Source organism: Acinetobacter sp. ANC 3832, assembly GCF_002135415.1.
In the GTDB taxonomy this organism is placed as follows: Bacteria; Pseudomonadota; Gammaproteobacteria; order Pseudomonadales; family Moraxellaceae; genus Acinetobacter.
In genome coordinates this window covers 31,408-49,740 of sequence record NZ_NEGJ01000009.1, presented here as the reverse complement: position 1 = coordinate 49,740, position 18,333 = coordinate 31,408, and the positions used below count along the sequence as shown (strand labels likewise).

Below are 18,333 nucleotides of genomic sequence, written 5' to 3'. Positions count from 1 at the left end.
TTTTATTCATTGGTATTCGCGTAATCAAGTGTTAAATCTCGTAAAAACTGTATGCTTTTAAATAAAAGTTGAGTAAAAAAAAGCCTTTCATTTTGAAAGACTTTTTATTGATCAATTAAATTTTAATGTTTCATTAAAAATGAAAAACACCTAAACCTTGTTTAATTTCATCAAGCGTATTTTGAGTGATGATACGGCATTTATCGGTACCAGTTTTCAAAATGTCCATGATGTAATCTGGATCTTTCGCAAGCTCGATACGACGTTCACGAATTGGCCCAATCAGTTCTTTTAATACACCTTCAAGGCGTTTTTTCACTGTACCGTCGCCCAAACCGCCACGACGATAATGAGCTTTTAACTCTTCAACTTCTTCTTTGTTTGGATCAAACGCATCAAGATAAGTAAATACAATATTGCCTTCAACCTGACCTGGATCTTCAATACGAAGATGATTCGGATCGGTATACATAGCATTAACAGCTTTCTTAATATCTTTATCTGTCGCATCTAGAATAATCGTATTACCCAAAGATTTTGACATTTTTGCTTTACCATCAAAACCAGGTAAACGGCTCATATTAGAAAGTAAAACTTTGCATTCAGGCAGTACATCATGACCAATTTGACGATTCAAACGACGCACAATTTCATTGGTCTGTTCAATCATTGGAATTTGGTCATCACCCACTGGAACAACACTGGCTTTAAATGCAGTAATGTCCGCAGCTTGAGCGACAGGGTAGCACAGAAAGCCTGCAGGAATATCACGCTCAAAACCACGAAGCTGAATTTCAGCTTTAATGGTTGGATTACGTTCTAAGCGAGAAACAGTGACGAAGTTTAAATACAGCATTGTCAGTTCATTTAACGCAGGAAGGCATGATTGAACACAAATTGTTGTTTTTGTTGGATCAATGCCGACAGCTAAATAATCTGTTGCAACTTCAATAATGTTACGACGAACTTTTTCAAAGTTATCCGCATTGTCTGTCAATGCCTGAGCATCAGCCAATAAAAGGTGCTGATGATGTGAATCTTGTAAACCTACACGTGAGCGTAAAGAACCTACAAAATGTCCTAAATGAAGTTGTCCAGTTGGACGGTCGCCCGTTAAAATGACAGGACGATTGTCTTGATTACTCATTATTTATTCCACAGCCGCTAGAGACGACATCAGTTGTTTCTACGAATGAGACACATTGTACGGTATAATTTTTTTTAATGTCAGCGAAAAAATAAAGCTTTTTCAAAATATAATATTTTTCAAAACAACGAAGAGAATGTATAAAGCATCATTCAATTTATTTAAAATGTATCAATAAAAGAAATTAGGATAAGAAATATGGCAAGCAGTTTATTAATATTATTAGATGATATTGCAGCAGTGCTTGATGATGTTGCAGTGATGAGCAAAATGGCTGCCAAAAAAACTGCAGGTGTTTTAGGAGATGATCTAGCTTTAAATGCTCAACAAGTCAGTGGGGTTCGTTCAGACCGAGAACTACCTGTGGTATGGGCGGTTGCTAAAGGTTCATTTATTAATAAATTGATTTTAGTTCCATTGGCGCTACTGATTAGTGTGGTTGCTCCATGGCTGATTAATCCTTTATTGATGATTGGTGGTCTTTTCTTATGTTATGAAGGCGTTGAAAAAGTTTTACATAGTTTGCACCATAAAAAAGCCAAAACTGAAGAAGAAGCTTCTATAGAATTGGAGGTCATAGAAACAGACTTAGCAACATTTGAAAAAGATAAAGTGAAAGGGGCTGTGCGAACAGATTTTATTTTATCGGCTGAAATCGTTGTCATTTCTTTAGGTACCGTTGCAACTGCAGCTTTTGGTATAAAAGTGATGGTTTTGTCTGTGATTGCCATTTTAATGACTATAGGTGTTTATGGTTTTGTTGCGATGATTGTTAAAATTGATGACCTAGGCCTATATTTAACGAAACAAGCATCAAGCGCAAAGCAAACCATTGGTCGTGGTTTATTGGCTTTTGCTCCAAAACTCATGAAAACTTTGACCATTGTAGGAACAATTGCAATGTTTTTAGTGGGTGGCGGGATCATCACGCATGCAGTTTCATCTTTACATCATCTGACTGAAGAAGCGGTTGATCATGTTGAACTGATTCCAAGTGTGGGTAATATTATTGGTGCAATTACGCCAACACTCATCAATATGTTGATTGGTATTATTGCAGGCTTGGCAGTAGTTTTAGTGATGAAATTGATTCAAACTGTACGTGCAAAAGCGGCATAATGTTTTAAATCACGTTAAAATAAAATAACTGAATTAAAAATAAGGATAAGACTATGCGTTGGAAAGGACGTCGGGTAAGTGACAATGTCGAAGACCGTCGCGGAGGCGGTGGAGCTAAAGCGGGTGGTATTAGTATTCTTGGGCTAGTGATTGCATTTATCGCTTGGAAGTTTTTTGGGGTTGATCCTCAAATGGCGTATCAAGCCACTAAGCAAGTCACGTCAGGAAGCCAAAGTCAATCTGCTAGTGCGATTCAGAATCCAACGCCACAACAACAAGAAGCTTCACAGTTTGTGGGTACTGTTTTGGCAGATACTGAAGATACGTGGACACAAATTTTCCAACAACAAGGTGCAACATATACGCCACCAAAGTTGGTCATGTTTAGTGGTGCAGTAGAGTCAGGTTGTGGTACTGCTGAATCTGCAATGGGGCCTTTTTATTGTCCTGCGGATCAAAAAGTGTATATTGATACTGAGTTTTTTAAAGATATGCGCACGCAAATGGGCATTTCAGGTGAACAGAATAAAACTGAGTTGACGACTCAAGATGAAGCAGGTGATTTTGCTCAAGCTTATGTCGTAGCACATGAAGTTGGGCATCACGTACAGAATTTATTGGGTATTTCTTCGCAAGTCCAAAAAGCACGTCAACAAGCCACTCAAGCACAGGGGAATCAACTGTCTGTTCGCTTAGAGTTACAAGCAGATTGTTTCGCAGGTGTATGGGCAAATCATACCCAACAACGAACTCAGTTCTTAGATCAGGGTGATGTTGAAGAGGCGATGGATGCAGCCCAAAAAATTGGCGATGATTATTTACAGAAAAAAGCTAGAGGTACAGTCGTACCCGATAGCTTTACTCATGGTACCAGCCAACAACGGATGCAGTGGTTTCAAACAGGTTTGAAAACAGGTGATGTGAATCAATGTGATACTTTTAAGGCATCTATTTAAATGAATGATGCTGATCTCAAAAAGTTTCATTATTAGTTTAAGAAGAGAGCATGAAGCTCTCTTTTTTATTTATTTAAAAAGCTTTTAAAATTTCGAATCATTCTGAAACAGACATATAAGGCAAACAAGCTAAACAAAGCTAAGGTAAAAAGTTGATATTTTAATTGCTGAATATCTACTTGGTAAAATGCTTGAATTTGTGGGCCGGTGAATTGGAAAGATTGTGGTTTTAAGTCTTGAGTATTGGTATAACGGATATTTTGGATATAGACATGTTGTTTAAATGCCAGTAAATCAATTTGATCAATTCTACGAAATTGGGTTTGATTGTTTTGATCAGTACATAAAGTAGCAAGATAGTGTTCGCAATTAATTTTTGCAATAAACCCTTGGTTGGGAATTAGCACATAAAGTAATTGATCGGGTTTTTGGTTATTACTCAAAAGTCTGTATTCAGTGGTTTGATTAGAACTTAAGCTGAATTTTTTCGGCTGAACCTGTTGTGCTTGGAGAAATTCTTGGGTCTTAACAATACATGTCCATAACAACATGAAGCTAATGATAAAAATAATGGCTGCATAAATATATCGAAAGGTTATTTTTACATTCATGAGTGAGCCAAAATTGAATAGATGTTCGCTATGCTAAAAGATTTTGACCAAAAATTGAAATAATTTGCATTAACTTAGAGACCTTCCATAGTGAGTAGAGATTTTGAATCAATATTCGAATCTTTTTATTTTTTCCTAGATGGATAAATAAAAAGCGTAATACACGAAGCTAAATGAGTTTTATGTTAAATAATTTATCTTTTTCACATGTAAATGTGGTTTTTTTTGTAGAATTATAAAGTTTTTAAATGGTTTTCTTTTTTATATTCAGTTTAGAAATGCTTATTCATTTTAATTAGAAATCAAATTAGGGTCCGCATGGGTAATTATTTTTTCCTTCAGGTTTTTACAGTCGTTTTTGCATTATCCATTGCGACCACAATATTTAATAAACGTATTCTCGGTTTTCCTCAAGCCATCGGTGTACCGTTAGTATCTGCAATTTTTGTCTTTATTTTGCAGTGGGGCGCAAGTCTATTAAATGGCAATCAATTTATTTCCATTAATATTCACAATATTGAAGAAGCTGTACGACATATCGATTTCTATGATTTTTTGGTCAATGGTGTTATTTGTTTTATTTTGACCTCATCGGCACTTAAATTTAAGGTGTCAGATTTAAAAGTATTTTGGAAACCGATTAGCATATTAGCGACAATTGCACTTTTACTGTGTGCAGGTTTCTTTGCAGGAATGGTGTTTGGATTTCAATATTTAATTGGGAGCCCTGTTCCAATTCTGGTTCTACTGCTCTTGGGCTCTGCCTTAGGTGCCACAGATCCAATTGGGATTAAAGGTGTTTTAAGCTCAGTACGTGCACCACATCATCTGATTGTTAAACTAGAAGGAGAATCTCTGTTTAATGATGCAATGTGTATCGCCGTTTTTATGACACTGTTAAATGTATTAGAAGGCGAACACTTCAGTTTATTGGCAACATTACAAACTTTACTGTATGAAATTGTGGTGGCAGTCATTATTGGCTGGGCATTCGGTTTAGGTATTTTACGTTTACTTCGCGGTAAACATGAAATGGAATCGTTAATTCTCACGACAGCTCTATTGGCTTGTGGTTCTTATCTGGTTGCATTATTTGCGCATGCATCAGCGCCGATTGCCTGTGTGATTGGTGGTTTGATCGTTGGAAATAAATGGAAAGAAATTTTAGCAGATCGTGAAATTCGTGAAGTAAATCATTTTTGGCATACTGTAGAAGGCATTATTAATTCATTCCTCTTTACGCTCATCGGTCTTGAAATTTTTATTTTAGATTTGAGTAGCAGTTTAATCTTAGGCGGTATTTTTGCCTTCTTTGCCCTGCATTTATCACGATTTGCAGCCAACTTTCTTTCATTCGCATTTTTCCCAAGTTTTCGTCAAAAAAGCTATAACGGTAGTTTAGCGATTCTTTCTTGGGGCGGAGTACGAGGCGGTATTTCACTGGCATTGATTCTTGCTGTTGCTAATGTTCCTGAATTACGTCCATATAGCAGTATCTTAATTGGTTATACTTTTATTAGTGTGTTGTTGTCTGGAATCGTTTGTGGTTTGGGTTTACCTGCCGTGATGAATGCATTTTATTACAATCCAGATGAGCAAAAAGAAGGTTTTAAAGGTTGGTATCAACGAATGTGCAATAGGATGAATCGTAAAGGTTTCAAGTATATTGTCGGTGAAGATACTTATGGCAATGAAACAATTACCATTTATAACCCTGAAGCATTGGTCGATAAGAAATCTGATGATGGTGTGGCTGCGGTACATCATCCAGATAAAGCACAAGAAGTGAAACGTTTAGAAAATCCAAATAATTTTTAATATTCGATTGCTTTTAATATCGAATAGTCTCTATCGTTAAGTCAGTATTTTGCGTAAAGCCTTTTTTATTCCTACTTATTCGTTCATGGATATTTGAAGTGAAAAGGCTTTTTAGACATCTTATTTGGATAAAGCTGAACAAGCCTGTTATGTTTCTCTTTAAATAAAAAATGAAATATCGTTATCCAAGAAGTCGATTCATTTAGCAGGAGCATATTTTAAAAGAATCTATTATTGCTTCGCTTTTTTGAAATAGACTTCATTGGCTGCTTTAAACGTATTAACATGTAAAGGCACTAAATCATCTAATTTTTGATAACCACCTGCCAATACAAACATGATCGGGATTTGATATTTTTTCGCTAATTTAAACACCATTAAATCACGTTGATAGAGTAGATCTGTGGTAAACCATTTTGAACCAAAACGGTCATTTTGGTGACAATCCATACCAGCTTGATAAATAATTAAATCCGCTTGCCAGTCAAGCGCATGTTCAAAACCTTCGATAACCGCTTCAGCATATTCATCAAAAGAGCCTTTTTTGTTGTGAATATGGCGTGTCATACTACGTTCATGCGTCGCACAACCAAAAGCCAAAGCATAGATACTAAAATTATAAAGATTCTCTAATTGTTGGGTATATTCCGCCGTACCATTGCCACCATGTTGATCACAATCTAAGACAAAAATTTTCTTATTTGGATATTGTTTGGCAATAAGTGCTAAGCCATTAAACGTACAGTAGGCATTGCCACGTTCATAAACGGCATGATGAAAGCCTTGCGCAATATTGGCCGAAATCCCTTTTTTAAAGGCTATTTCACTGGCAACCAATTGTCCTGCTTGAATTGAAAGAATCGCTTCACGGAATTGCGGGCTCCAATTTTTAAAGCCTTGAATGGTCGCTAAAGGTTTTTTCCCATGCATAAAAGCTTTCACATAGGCAGGATCATGAATTGAATACAAAATTTTAGGATCAATACTTTCAGGATCGACTAAATCTGCGATTTGATCTTGTTCTAAAACTTCCGCAACAGCTGTTAATTTTTCCATGCTATTGGTATGCGTTGTTGCAAAATAACGAGGAGAATAACAAGCTTGTAGCATAACGAAATCCCGAATTTAAATTTGTTCTAACGCAACGATTCTCAATTGATCCAATTGTGTCGTATCTGGGCTAAATAAGCCATTGTCTATTTGTTGCTTAAAATGTGAGGTAAATGCTCGGGCTCTATTTTTTGGTGAAACAGAGAGGGTTGTTAGCCTTAAAAACCAAAATCCATCCACTTCAGAAAGAGGAATAATTGATCCTTTATATAGCTTATTGGCTTGTTTTTGAATGTTTTCTTCATCGTAATAGACGGAAAATAAACTGCCCAATGGAATACGAATACCATTCATAATTAAAGGAACAAGGTTGATACAAGAATGATCATCACCCATTTTCAGTTTTTCCATTAAAATGGGTTCATTGTTTTCATTCACAAAGATGTTGATTAAACCTTGTCTTAATAAACGCCGATGTGCAATTTTAAGGAAAAAGTTTTCAGCCATCGGGCAAGAGCCTACTTTTGGTTTTTCAATTAAGCTTTTAAGCTCGATATAGTCTGTTATATCATGATTTTTTCGTAGAATAATATCTTCTAAAAAGTCACAAATCAGTTTGCTTTCTTCATGCTCGACTTTATTGCGTATATCTCTTAATTGAGATTGGAAAAGAACTTCTGCTTTTAGTGCTTCTACAAAACTATCTTCAGTCGGATTACTCTTTAAAAATATTTGTATGTGTGGATTGAGATCCAGATCACGCCAACTTTCTAATTCAATGTCATAAGATTTGGCATGATTTAAAATAAGCCTTAAGTTTTTAGTATCATAATCATCAAAAATACGGAAATCTTTAAAATCTGACTCTTTATTTTCTTGGTTGATAAATTCAGCAATAACTCGAGTGGCTTGAGTAAACCCACAACCGCGTCTTTCTGTTTGATGGCTAAAATGTTCATTGAGCATTTCAGTTAAATTTTTTGAAAGTGGTATAAGCTGGGTTCGAAAACAACGTAGAACGTCATGTTCTGATATAGCATTTGTCATTGATTATTCCCCAATTTAATCATTTTTATATATTACAGTAGATGTTTTGCAGAAAGCTGTGATTAATAATGCAAGTATTTTAGTAATATGAACTTGATAGATCACCATAATAAAAAATGAGGAATAAAACAAATAATCTAGAATAAATAAATCAATAATTTCAGTTTGATAAGTAATTTTAAATTATCGATGTATTAAAAGTTTGAGATATATAAGGTCATAAAAAAGCCAAGTGAATAATCACTTGGCTTTTAAATAAAAAAATAGGCTGAATTATTTATGTTTATTCAAAAAGTCTAAATATGGCTGCACCAATAATTGCTCTTGTTCCATAATCGGCATATGACCTACACCTTTGAGAATAATCGGATCTTGCGCATTTTTAAGCAGACCTTTTAATTCTGCTGCGGCTTCTACATTAATAATTTGATCTTTTTCACCCCAAACGATCAACACAGGCTGATCAACTGAACGTGCTGCTAAAGCAAAAGTATCTGGCGTATACATTTTTGCCATAACGATGAGTTGCTCAACCAATTTACTGGTATTGGCAGATTGAGAAATCATCATTTTTTCTTGAGATTCTTTCAGCTCTTTAGGAATAAATGGCGGTAAACTGGTTGCAATTTTTAATAATCGATCTAAATCACCTGGTTTAGCCACAATCATATTTCTTAAAGTAGTTGGATCTTTCAGATAAGGTGTATTGGCTGCTTTAAATACACCAGCACTATCAATTAAAAATAATGATTTAGTATCAACAGGATATTGCGCCGTATAGAGTAGAGCAATTGATCCCCCCATAGAGTGTCCTGCAATATGTAGATTCTTTTCAAATTGACCCGCTTCAGCAAAACGGCGTAATTTTTCAGTCATATTGGGAATGGAATAATCAAACTCATTTGGAACTTTACTATCACCTTGACCTGGAAGGTCTGGAATAATCACATGATAATAAGGTGTTAAATATCGCGCTAAACGATTCCAATTATCACGACTGCCTGCTAAGCCATGCACAAGCATTAACGTCGGTTTGTCTGCTGGTCCTCCTTCACTATATGCCCAATCAATATCAGCGACTTTTAAACGTTTAGATTGTAAACCTGCCCAAGCACGTTCTTGTTGCAATACACTTTGGATATCAATAGTCGCTGCAGCCATCGCCGTTGAAGAGAGACTTGCTACACCTGTGGTACCGAATGCAATTGCTGCTGAAAGCAATAGTTTTGAAAAAGTCCTTTTCATTTGAAATACTCTTGTTGTTTTTTAATGTTTATGGTTTAAATAAGGTAAATTAAAATAGTCATAAATACATTTGCTGAAAATACCTGTTCTATATTAATCGAGTCAATAGATGCAAGCTAAACAAACGTTCTCTTCAGATGAGTTGGCACGACAAATTTTAGAAGTGATTGCCCTTATCCCTTATGGGAAAGTGGCAAGTTATGGACAAGTCGCAAAAATGGCAGGTTTACCGAAACATGCTCGCTTGGTGGGTTATGTGCTGAAAAATTTGGATGATGATGTCAAAATTCCTTGGTTTCGTGTGATTAACTCACAAGGAAAAATTAGCCTAAGTAAATTGAATGAAAAAGGTGAAAACATTCAAAAGTTAAAACTTTTGGATGAAGGCATTGATATATTAAATGACAAGGTGAATATGAAAGTTTATACGTGGAATAATGACATGTATTGAAGTACTTTAATCCGTATAAAATTAAAATATCATCATCAGATAGAAATAGACTCCTTGCATAGAGCCTTTTATTTGTCTCTTTTAATAAGAAACATAAAAGACAATAAATACTGATGCAAGAAGCCCAATCAATCTATTTAAAATAAATTATTGCTTAATAACTACTACAGGAATTTGAAGCTCAGTTAAAAGACTCTGTGCCACACTTCCCATAATCATTTTCTTTAAACCACTACGACCGTGAGAGCTAATCACCAATGCATCACTGCCAAGTTCATCTGCAGCTTTAGCAATGGTACGAGGAATGCTTTCACCTTCAAGAAGTTTTGTTTCAACATCTAAACCTGCTTCTGCAAATTTAGTTTTTGCTGTATTTAAATTATCTTGAATGAAGTTTTTTGCACGTTCAATCAGTTGATTGCTTGGACCACTCGCTAAATATTCTGCTGCGATATATGGGTCTAAAGTCATCACTTGAACCACAGTCACTTTGCTATTAAATGCTTTAGCAAGTTCAACAACATGATTTATAACATTAAGTGAAGTTTCTGAACCATCTACAGGCACTAAAATATTTTGATAAGCCATGTGTATTTCTCCTTATTGTTTCGACAGAAATGAAAATTGAAAAGCTAAAAAAGACAAGGACTAATTACAGTCTATTCTTTGATCATAACCTTTATTTTGTGAAAATAAAACCTAGTAAATACATAAGGATATATGGCATTTTAAAGTTTGATTATAGTTGAATGATTCATGCTGATTTATGTTTTAATATGTTGATTATGAAGAGGAATATTCAATATTTTAGTGATGTATCCACTACTTCTTTGTTTGCCTTCTTTAAGGAGAGATTAAAAGGCTTTATGCATAATGTTTAATATCTGAATAATCCGTGTATATTTTTACAATCTTTAGCACTTTTAAAATATATGCTGAGTTAAATCTTATGAAAAAAATTATTTTTATGGTAGTGGTCATTTTCATTATTAGTCAAAATGCCTTAGCTACAGAAAAGATAATGGCTAAGCCACTCATAAAATTCACATTAGCTAAAAATGTCATCAATAAAATTTGTAGCTCTCTCACTCATGGATGTGGTCAAGATGATGCAAATATTTGGCAAATAAAAAATTCAAAAGACCAGATCTATTATTTGATTGATGAAACACCACAATTGATTAAATTACAAAAAATTGTTTCAGATTATAAAATTATTGATCAATGGGATTTTAAAGACTATCAACACAGTCAGAAGGGAACTGGTGATGAAGATTTAGCCGAAGGTGGTTTGAGGATTTTCCCTGCTTTTTATCCTTTAAATAAAAATGATGATGCCATTGCTGTGTTAAATACGTGGTTTACCTCATATTCAGGTGGTGGAAGAGGAGAGGAAGTTGCAGATTTTGTTCAATTACAGCCAAAGGGAAAGTATCGGCTTGCTGTGAAAAGTATTCCATTTTATTCGTATGAAATGATCCGAGCTTGTTTTTCTGAAAAGGATTATAAAAATTCACCACATTGCCATGATGAAAGTGGTTCAACTTTCTCTATCCAGTTTAAGGATGTTGGAAAACCTTTTTACCAATGGATATTAAATTATACCAATTTTAGTTGGGATGCTTTTAAGCCTGAGAAAGATAAAAGTATCGAAAAAAGCAGGGAGGTTGTAGTGCCGTTTAGGCATTCAAAATGACTTTTAAAGATTGAGTAAAATAGTCCATAATAGTTTTAACATGATGATAATGAAAACAAATGACTAATCAAACTCAATTGAATTGGCAACGTACAAATTTAGATAATATTGAAAATGCATGGGATGGTGATTTGTGGGATCGGAAGCGCTTAGGTATTCAACTCACGAATTATGTTGATCGCTTAAATTGCGGTGCAGTTCTAGCCTTAGATGCACGTTGGGGGGAAGGAAAGACTTGGTTTGTTCGTCATTGGAAAAAGCATTTAGAAACTGAAAATCATAATGTGATCTATTTAGATGCCTTTGCAAATGACTATTTGGAAGATCCTTTTTTAGTAATTTCTTCGGAGATTACAGCATGTTTATCTAAAGATGATGATATTGACGCTAGCCATATTAGTGCTTTTAAAGAAAAAGCTGCAGCGGCATATCATGCTTTATTGCCAAGTTTACCTAAAGTTTTGCTGACATTAGGGCTTAATTTAATCAGTGGAGGTATATTAGGAGTAGTAGCTCAGGATATTCATAAAGCAGGTGAAAAGGTCATTGAGTCTGTAACAGATGTAATGGGCGATAAAATTAAAGAAAGTATAGAAGAAAAAATTGAGTCACATGAAGCTGATAAAAATACATTATTGGCTTTTAAGCAGGAGTTGGCTCAACTCGCACAGGAATTGGATCAACCTTTAGTTTTTATTATTGATGAATTGGATCGTTGTCGTCCTGATTTTGCCATTCGTTTAATTGAAAGAATTAAGCACTTTTTTGATATTCCTAAAATTGTTTTTATTTTAGTGATGGATAAGATACAACTTTCAAATATCATTTGCCATAGTTATGGCTATAGGGGTTTTCAAGGAGAAGAGTATCTGGATAAGTTTATTGATTTTACAGTGCATTTATCAAATATGGGTGTGGAAAAAGAATTCGAAAATATAGTTAGAGAACAGCTTTTTAAAATTGGGGAGTTGTCGGATATAGAAGAAATAAATGCGTTCTACTTTTTAGCTTTAAGTATTCAATTATTAAATAAGTGCAATGCTAGGGAATTCACTAAAAAGATCAATCAATATGCTTTATTAAGGACAAGAAATCTTCAGAATAATTTTTTCCTATACCTATGTATTTTTATTCTTAAAAAAGAAACAACTATTGATGATATAATCAGTTTTCTGGAATTGATTTCTTCAAAATTGATGAGATATTTATACTTAGATAAATATGAAATCATTAAAAAATTTAATTTATCAGATTTTAATATGGGGCGAGATCTAAAGAAAGAGACGGATTCATTCTTTATCAATTTTGCTTTAAGAGAAGATTATGATATTTCATATTTTGTACATGAATTCTTATTTCTATATAGAAATATTAAAACTCAATCAAATAATTTACGCTTTCAGGAGCAGGAATTATTAGAGTTTTTTAAAAAATATTCTGTTTGTAATATCGATAATTCAAAAGAATTTATTCATGCATGGCATGAATATATTCAAACTGGTTTATGAAAATTCAACATAATTACTAAATTTATCTATATCATCACTCTGCAATTCTTCACGCATCTTTAAAAACTGCTTTTCATCCATTTCATAAAGTTTGAGGGAAAGCAGTTTTTCTATATCTGCTTCTGAAAAACGATACTTGATGACTTTTGCAGGAACACCTCCTACAACGGTATAAGGCGGAACATCTTTGGTCACGACAGCACCTGTAGCCACTACAGCACCTTCGCCTAAAGTCACGCCTTGCATAATCATGGCACGACTACCAATCCAACAACCATCGGCAATGACTGTATCACCCGCAGGTAAAAAACTACGTGTATCAAAAGGAAATGCTGAAATCCAATCAGTTCTGTGTAATTGATTGCCACCCATCATAATCACACATTCAGCACCGAAACAGACAAAATTACCAATATGAAGCTGATCTATCGGCTTTTCGACTGTTGCAGGTTTGTTGTGTAAGTAACGCACCACACACCGCTCAAAACCTTGATCCCAATACGCTGAATAATATGAATAATTGCCTTTAATGTGAATATTCGGGTTTTTCACTGTTTTAGAAATAAACTCGAATTCACACCAATGCTTAACTGGAGAATTGATGGCATCAGACATATTAAACATACAAACCAAGGGGGAGAGCTATTCTATACCAAATCATGCATGAGGCTATGAAAAGACTACATAATACGCAGATGTAACAAGTGTGTGGCTACTGTGTGGCGAATATGATCTTGTCGATCTTTAAAGTAACGCTCAGTAATGGCATTACCCGATAAATCTTCTAAGACTTCATAACCCATTTTAAGCACTGTTTGATGTAAATCTTGTGAGTTGAAAGCACCGATGAGAGGTTCTTTTAATAACCGTGTAAATTGAGATACGGCAAAACTTCCGTATTTTTCAATGCCTTTGAGTTGTTTAAAATCAATAGAATAATCCATTACAACTTCACTTGATGGTGCTGCAAAAGAAGCAATATTTTCTAGCGTCGCCAACGTGGTTTGTGGCGTTAAATAATGTGTTGTACCTAACCATGAAAAAAATCCTGCTTGATCTTGTTTATAGCTACTCCGTGCTAAAGCATCAAATAAACGTTCTTTTTCAAAATCAATTGCGACAAATTCTACATTACTTGGCACTGCACCAAACTTTTGGAGTTTCGCTTGCTTAGCTTTTTGAGTATCTGGATGGTCGACTTCAAAGATTTTAAGTTGAGGATATTTCTCTGCTAAACGCAATACAAATGAATCTAAGCCTGCGCCGACTAAAACATATTGTTGAATATTATTTTCAATGGCTTGTAAAAGCAGGTCTTCAGTAAATCGAGAGCGTGCAACCACTTGTGCTGTCAGTAAACCCAAACTACGGTTCATCAGATTTGAATTCATCACGTTAGTCAGTACTGAAATAGACAGTAATTTACGCCAAACAACACCTGTTAGTTCTAATGCATAAAGGTCTGAAAAAATAGGTTCTTGTGAATGTAAATAATGATTGGCTCTTAATGCCGCTGCAGCTTCAGCAGTTTTACTTGAACGTCCAGCTTTCATATCACATATCCCATATATTGCATTTTTATTCTTTAGTGAGTTTAGCCTATTTAAATCAGCATACAATTGCCAAAATTTTAATTTATTTATCAGAAAATACATATTTTGCTAAAGTGACATTCAGGAGCTTTATTGGATATTAAATATTACTATTCACAAGCTATTTATTTTTTTCATTGAGAGAAAAATTTCAAAGCTTATGTAAGGAATTTGTTGAAAACACAGTGAAAAGGGTCGGTTGGTTTAAAAGTAAATATAAAATAGAATAATAAAAAACCCCTCTTGTGAGGGGTTTAAACAAGTGAGAATCTTAAAAATTAAAGATATTCAACTTTCACAATTTCGTATTCGACTTCACCTTGTGGTGTCGTAATTTTCGCTTCATCGCCTTCGCTTTTACCTAAAAGACCACGTGCAATTGGAGAGTTCACAGAGATCTTATTGATCTTAAAGTCTGCTTCATCATCACCTACAATTTTGTAGGTTTTCTTTTCTTCAGTCTCTAGGTTTTCAATGGTGACAGTGACACCAAAAACCACACGACCCGTTTTTTCAAGCGATTTGACATCAATCTCTTGTACAGCACCCAATTTACCTTCGATATCTTGGATACGACCTTCACAGAAGCCTTGTTGCTCGCGAGCAGCATGGTATTCTGCATTTTCTTTCAAATCCCCGTGTTCACGTGCTTCAGCAATCGCTGCAATAATACGTGGACGATCAACAGATTTTAACTGTTGTAATTCTTTCTCTAAGGCAATTTTGCCTTCTGGTGTCATAGGATAACGTTGCATTGTTGTCCCTCAAGTTGTTAGGTATTAAAAAATACACTTTAGAAATGAAAAAATCCCGCTACCGATAGGTAACGGGACTTATCGGAAAACGAATTAACCTGCTGTTAAATCTTGCAAGCGATATACATCCATTGGTAATTGAATAGCTAACGCTTGGCACACAGCATCCGCACCATTCAAAGTGGTTGTGTAATACACTTTACCTTGAAGTGCAGAGCGACGAATCGAGAACGAATCTTGCTGTGCTTGTTTACCTTCTGATGTATTGATAATGAGGTGAATCTCGCCATTTTTCAAGCGGTCTACAATATGTGGACGACCTTCGGTGACTTTATTTACACGCTCACACTCAATACCTGCTTCAGTGATCACTTTATGTGTACCATCTGTCGCAACCAGTTTGAAACCATAATCTACAAGCTGTTGGGCAATACGTGCAACATGTGGTTTATCTGATTCACGAACAGATAAGAATGCATGTTTCACTTCACCTTCAGTTGGTTTACCCGGTAAACGATCATTCGAGCCTAACACAGCTTTATAGAATGCTTCACCAAAAGATTTACCAACACCCATAACTTCACCCGTAGATTTCATCTCTGGGCCAAGAATTGGATCAACACCTGGGAATTTGTTGAATGGGAATACAGCTTCTTTTACTGCAAAGTGAGTCGGGATAATTTCTTTAGTAAATCCTTGAGATTCTAAAGATTGACCCGCCATACAACGTGCAGCAACTTTCGCTAAAGATTCGCCAATACATTTAGAAACAAATGGCACAGTACGTGACGCACGTGGATTCACTTCTAAAATATAAACGTCTGTCCCTTTTACAGCAAACTGTACATTCATCAAACCAATAACACCAAGCTCTTTCGCCATAGCCACAGTTTGACGACGCATTTCATCCTGAACTTCTTGTGAAAGAGAGTAAGGAGGAATTGAACAAGCTGAGTCACCAGAGTGAATACCTGCTTGCTCAATATGCTGCATAATACCGCCAATGACAACTTCTTTACCATCAGATACACAGTCAACATCGACTTCAATGGCATCGTCAAGGAAACGGTCAAGTAGAACAGGTGCTTCATTTGATGCTTGAACGGCATCACGTAGGTAGCGTTTCAGTTCTTCGTCATTATAGACGATTTCCATCGCACGACCACCCAGTACATACGAAGGACGTACTACAAGTGGGTAACCTACTTTAGACGCTTCAGCCATACCTTCTTCAGCAGATTTAACAATGCTGTTGTTTGGTTGACGAAGTTGTAGACGTTGAACCATTTGTTGGAAACGTTCACGGTCTTCTGCACGGTCAATTGCGTCAGGAGATGTACCGATAATCGGCGCACCCGCTTCTTCTAAAGCACGAGCCAATTTCAAAGGTGTTTGACCACCGTACTGTACGATAATACCTTTAGGCTTCTCAATACGTACGATTTCTAAAACATCTTCTAAAGTAATCGGTTCGAAGTACAAACGATCAGAAGTGTCATAGTCAGTTGAAACCGTTTCAGGGTTACAATTCACCATGATGGTTTCGTAGCCGTCTTCACGCATTGCAAGCGCAGCGTGTACACAGCAATAATCGAACTCGATCCCTTGACCAATACGGTTAGGACCGCCACCGATCACCATGATCTTATCTTTAGTCGATGGGTTCGCTTCACATTCTTCATCGTAAGTTGAATACATGTAAGCAGTATCAGATTCAAACTCTGCTGCACACGTATCTACACGTTTGTAAACTGGCATTACGCCCAAGTTCCAACGGTGTTTACGGAATTGTTTTTGTGAAATGCCCATCAAATCTGCAATACGAAGATCAGATAAACCTTTACGTTTGAATGCACGGATATTATCTGCATTCAAATCACCAAAACCTAAAGTTTTGATTTGTTCTTCTGACTTGATGATATCTTCGATTTGAATCAAGAACCATCTGTCGATGTTCGTTGCAGCAAAGACTTCATCTAAGCTAAAGCCGTGACGGAAAGCATCTGCGATATACCAAATACGCTCAGGACCCGGAACTTTAAGTTCTTGCAGGATCTTTTCTTTCGCGCCATCAGCACCCACTTCGATTTTTTCATCAAAGCCACATGCACCAACTTCAAGACCACGAAGCGCTTTTTGTAAAGATTCTTGGAAGTTACGACCAATGGCCATGACTTCACCCACAGATTTCATCTGTGTGGTCAAAACTGCGTCAGCTTGTGGGAATTTCTCAAAGTTAAAACGAGGGATTTTTGTTACAACATAATCGATTGCAGGTTCGAAAGAAGCTGGGGTTGTGCCGCCTGTGATGTCGTTTTTCAACTCATCAAGGGTATAACCAACAGCCAGTTTCGCAGCGATACGCGCAATTGGGAAACCTGTTGCTTTTGATGCAAGTGCAGATGAACGTGAAACACGTGGATTCATCTCAATCACAACCATACGACCGTCTTTCGGGTTAATACCGAATTGAACGTTCGAACCACCAGTTTCTACACCAATTTCACGAAGTACTGCTAAAGATGCATTACGAAGAAGTTGAAATTCTTTATCTGTCAATGTTTGTGCAGGAGCAACAGTGATTGAGTCACCTGTATGCACGCCCATTGGGTCAAAGTTTTCAATGGTACATACAATGATACAGTTGTCGTTTTTATCACGAACAACTTCCATCTCGTATTCTTTCCAACCAATCAATGATTCATCAATTAGAAGTTGGTGAGTAGGAGAGAGATCAAAACCGCGTTCACAAATTTCAATAAATTCGTCACGGTTATAAGCAATACCACCACCAGAACCACCCATCGTAAATGATGGACGAATGATAGAAGGGAAGCCTAATTTTGCTTGAATCTCAAATGCTTCTTCCATAGTGCTAGCAACAGCAGCACGTGGACATTCAAGACCAATACGACGCATCGCATCATCAAACAGTTTGCGGTCTTCAGCCATTTCAATGGCTTCTTTACTCGCACCGATCAATTCAACGTTGAATTTTTCTAAGATTCCGTGCTCATCAAGTGCAAGCGCACAGTTCAGCGCCGTTTGACCGCCCATGGTCGGTAAAATTGCGTCTGGGCGTTCTTTTTCAATGATTTGAGCAACAGTTTGCCAAGTAATCGGCTCGATATATGTTGCATCGGCCATACTTGGGTCAGTCATAATGGTGGCTGGATTAGAGTTCACCAAAATAACACGATAGCCTTCTTCACGAAGTGCTTTACACGCTTGAGCACCTGAGTAATCGAACTCACATGCTTGACCGATGACAATCGGACCTGCACCAATAATTAAGATGCTTTTAATGTCTGTACGTTTAGCCATGATCGCTTCCTTAA

16 protein-coding genes are annotated in these 18,333 nt (G+C 36.1%); 6 read left to right on the top strand and 10 right to left on the bottom strand.

The features are described from left to right. Positions 1 to 133: 133 nt before the first annotated feature. On the bottom strand, positions 134 to 1,147 hold the full coding sequence (gene trpS, locus B9T35_RS12755) for a tryptophan--tRNA ligase (protein WP_086191490.1): 1,014 nt from the start codon (positions 1,145 to 1,147) through the stop codon (positions 134 to 136). 198 nt (positions 1,148 to 1,345) lie between these two features. Here trpS and B9T35_RS12750 point away from each other — a divergent pair, with 198 nt between their 5' ends. Continuing rightward, positions 1,346 to 2,266: a DUF808 domain-containing protein gene (locus B9T35_RS12750; RefSeq protein WP_086191489.1), complete on the top strand. Its 921-nt coding sequence runs from the start codon at positions 1,346 to 1,348 to the stop codon at positions 2,264 to 2,266. A 53-nt stretch (positions 2,267 to 2,319) separates the two neighbouring features. After that, entirely contained in the window at positions 2,320 to 3,222 is a 903-nt protein-coding gene (locus tag B9T35_RS12745) for a neutral zinc metallopeptidase (protein WP_086191488.1), read from the top strand. A gap of 65 nt (positions 3,223 to 3,287) precedes the next feature. On the opposite strand, the gene B9T35_RS12740 is transcribed toward B9T35_RS12745, so the two are convergent. Beyond that, positions 3,288 to 3,833 (bottom strand): hypothetical protein, encoded by a 546-nt coding sequence (locus tag B9T35_RS12740; protein ID WP_086191487.1) that lies wholly within the window; start codon positions 3,831 to 3,833, stop codon positions 3,288 to 3,290. Between the two features lie 318 nt (positions 3,834 to 4,151). Between B9T35_RS12740 and B9T35_RS12735 the strand changes: the two genes are divergently transcribed. Then, entirely contained in the window at positions 4,152 to 5,651 is a 1,500-nt protein-coding gene (locus tag B9T35_RS12735; protein ID WP_086191486.1) for a cation:proton antiporter, read from the top strand. A 231-nt stretch (positions 5,652 to 5,882) separates the two neighbouring features. Here B9T35_RS12735 and B9T35_RS12730 read toward each other — a convergent pair whose 3' ends face one another. The 3 genes from B9T35_RS12730 to B9T35_RS12720 form a co-directional block, all read right to left on the bottom strand. After that, the gene (locus B9T35_RS12730) at positions 5,883 to 6,761 is read right to left on the bottom strand and encodes a histone deacetylase (protein ID WP_086191485.1); all 879 of its coding nucleotides are present in this window, start codon (positions 6,759 to 6,761) and stop codon (positions 5,883 to 5,885) included. A gap of 15 nt (positions 6,762 to 6,776) precedes the next feature. Further along, on the bottom strand, positions 6,777 to 7,748 hold the full coding sequence (locus B9T35_RS12725; protein WP_086191484.1) for a hypothetical protein: 972 nt from the start codon (positions 7,746 to 7,748) through the stop codon (positions 6,777 to 6,779). 273 nt (positions 7,749 to 8,021) lie between these two features. Further along, a complete protein-coding gene (locus B9T35_RS12720; RefSeq protein WP_086191483.1) occupies positions 8,022 to 8,993 on the bottom strand; it encodes an alpha/beta fold hydrolase in 972 nt (323 codons plus the stop codon). Between the two features lie 109 nt (positions 8,994 to 9,102). On the opposite strand from B9T35_RS12720, the gene B9T35_RS12715 reads away from it, so the two are divergent. Beyond that, positions 9,103 to 9,444 (top strand): MGMT family protein, encoded by a 342-nt coding sequence (locus B9T35_RS12715; protein WP_086191482.1) that lies wholly within the window; start codon positions 9,103 to 9,105, stop codon positions 9,442 to 9,444. 147 nt (positions 9,445 to 9,591) lie between these two features. Here B9T35_RS12715 and B9T35_RS12710 read toward each other — a convergent pair whose 3' ends face one another. Further along, positions 9,592 to 10,032 carry a universal stress protein gene (locus tag B9T35_RS12710; protein ID WP_086191481.1) on the bottom strand — a complete coding sequence of 147 codons (441 nt, stop codon included), beginning with the start codon at positions 10,030 to 10,032 and terminating at the stop codon, positions 9,592 to 9,594. A 361-nt stretch (positions 10,033 to 10,393) separates the two neighbouring features. Here B9T35_RS12710 and B9T35_RS12705 point away from each other — a divergent pair, with 361 nt between their 5' ends. Together B9T35_RS12705 and B9T35_RS12700 are read left to right on the top strand one after the other, a co-directional pair. Next, entirely contained in the window at positions 10,394 to 11,140 is a 747-nt protein-coding gene (locus B9T35_RS12705) for a hypothetical protein (RefSeq protein WP_086191480.1), read from the top strand. 59 nt (positions 11,141 to 11,199) lie between these two features. Beyond that, positions 11,200 to 12,648 carry a KAP family P-loop NTPase fold protein gene (locus tag B9T35_RS12700; RefSeq protein ID WP_086191479.1) on the top strand — a complete coding sequence of 483 codons (1,449 nt, stop codon included), beginning with the start codon at positions 11,200 to 11,202 and terminating at the stop codon, positions 12,646 to 12,648. Here B9T35_RS12700 and B9T35_RS12695 read toward each other — a convergent pair. The 4 genes from B9T35_RS12695 to carB form a co-directional block, all read right to left on the bottom strand. After that, positions 12,643 to 13,263: a CatB-related O-acetyltransferase gene (locus B9T35_RS12695; RefSeq protein ID WP_086191599.1), complete on the bottom strand. Its 621-nt coding sequence runs from the start codon at positions 13,261 to 13,263 to the stop codon at positions 12,643 to 12,645. The genes B9T35_RS12700 and B9T35_RS12695 overlap by 6 nt on opposite strands. A 65-nt stretch (positions 13,264 to 13,328) precedes the next feature. After that, positions 13,329 to 14,201 (bottom strand): class I SAM-dependent methyltransferase, encoded by an 873-nt coding sequence (locus B9T35_RS12690; protein ID WP_086191478.1) that lies wholly within the window; start codon positions 14,199 to 14,201, stop codon positions 13,329 to 13,331. A gap of 317 nt (positions 14,202 to 14,518) precedes the next feature. Continuing rightward, positions 14,519 to 14,995 (bottom strand): transcription elongation factor GreA, encoded by a 477-nt coding sequence (gene greA / locus B9T35_RS12685; RefSeq protein ID WP_086191477.1) that lies wholly within the window; start codon positions 14,993 to 14,995, stop codon positions 14,519 to 14,521. Positions 14,996 to 15,088: 93 nt separating this feature from the next. Next, the gene (gene carB / locus B9T35_RS12680) at positions 15,089 to 18,319 is read right to left on the bottom strand and encodes a carbamoyl-phosphate synthase large subunit (RefSeq protein ID WP_086191476.1); all 3,231 of its coding nucleotides are present in this window, start codon (positions 18,317 to 18,319) and stop codon (positions 15,089 to 15,091) included. Positions 18,320 to 18,333: the final 14 nt, after the last annotated feature.

What these genes read in the sequence shown, in the direction of transcription:
- trpS (WP_086191490.1), bottom strand. Translation starts at nt 1,147, where the DNA reads ATGAGTAATCAAGACAATCGTCCTGTCATTTTAACGGGCGACCGTCCA.
- B9T35_RS12750 (WP_086191489.1), top strand. Translation starts at nt 1,346, where the DNA reads ATGGCAAGCAGTTTATTAATATTATTAGATGATATTGCAGCAGTGCTT.
- B9T35_RS12745 (WP_086191488.1), top strand. Translation starts at nt 2,320, where the DNA reads ATGCGTTGGAAAGGACGTCGGGTAAGTGACAATGTCGAAGACCGTCGC.
- B9T35_RS12740 (WP_086191487.1), bottom strand. Translation starts at nt 3,833, where the DNA reads ATGAATGTAAAAATAACCTTTCGATATATTTATGCAGCCATTATTTTT.
- B9T35_RS12735 (WP_086191486.1), top strand. Translation starts at nt 4,152, where the DNA reads ATGGGTAATTATTTTTTCCTTCAGGTTTTTACAGTCGTTTTTGCATTA.
- B9T35_RS12730 (WP_086191485.1), bottom strand. Translation starts at nt 6,761, where the DNA reads ATGCTACAAGCTTGTTATTCTCCTCGTTATTTTGCAACAACGCATACC.
- B9T35_RS12725 (WP_086191484.1), bottom strand. Translation starts at nt 7,748, where the DNA reads ATGACAAATGCTATATCAGAACATGACGTTCTACGTTGTTTTCGAACC.
- B9T35_RS12720 (WP_086191483.1), bottom strand. Translation starts at nt 8,993, where the DNA reads ATGAAAAGGACTTTTTCAAAACTATTGCTTTCAGCAGCAATTGCATTC.
- B9T35_RS12715 (WP_086191482.1), top strand. Translation starts at nt 9,103, where the DNA reads ATGCAAGCTAAACAAACGTTCTCTTCAGATGAGTTGGCACGACAAATT.
- B9T35_RS12710 (WP_086191481.1), bottom strand. Translation starts at nt 10,032, where the DNA reads ATGGCTTATCAAAATATTTTAGTGCCTGTAGATGGTTCAGAAACTTCA.
- B9T35_RS12705 (WP_086191480.1), top strand. Translation starts at nt 10,394, where the DNA reads ATGAAAAAAATTATTTTTATGGTAGTGGTCATTTTCATTATTAGTCAA.
- B9T35_RS12700 (WP_086191479.1), top strand. Translation starts at nt 11,200, where the DNA reads ATGACTAATCAAACTCAATTGAATTGGCAACGTACAAATTTAGATAAT.
- B9T35_RS12695 (WP_086191599.1), bottom strand. Translation starts at nt 13,263, where the DNA reads ATGTCTGATGCCATCAATTCTCCAGTTAAGCATTGGTGTGAATTCGAG.
- B9T35_RS12690 (WP_086191478.1), bottom strand. Translation starts at nt 14,201, where the DNA reads ATGAAAGCTGGACGTTCAAGTAAAACTGCTGAAGCTGCAGCGGCATTA.
- greA (WP_086191477.1), bottom strand. Translation starts at nt 14,995, where the DNA reads ATGCAACGTTATCCTATGACACCAGAAGGCAAAATTGCCTTAGAGAAA.
- carB (WP_086191476.1), bottom strand. Translation starts at nt 18,319, where the DNA reads ATGGCTAAACGTACAGACATTAAAAGCATCTTAATTATTGGTGCAGGT.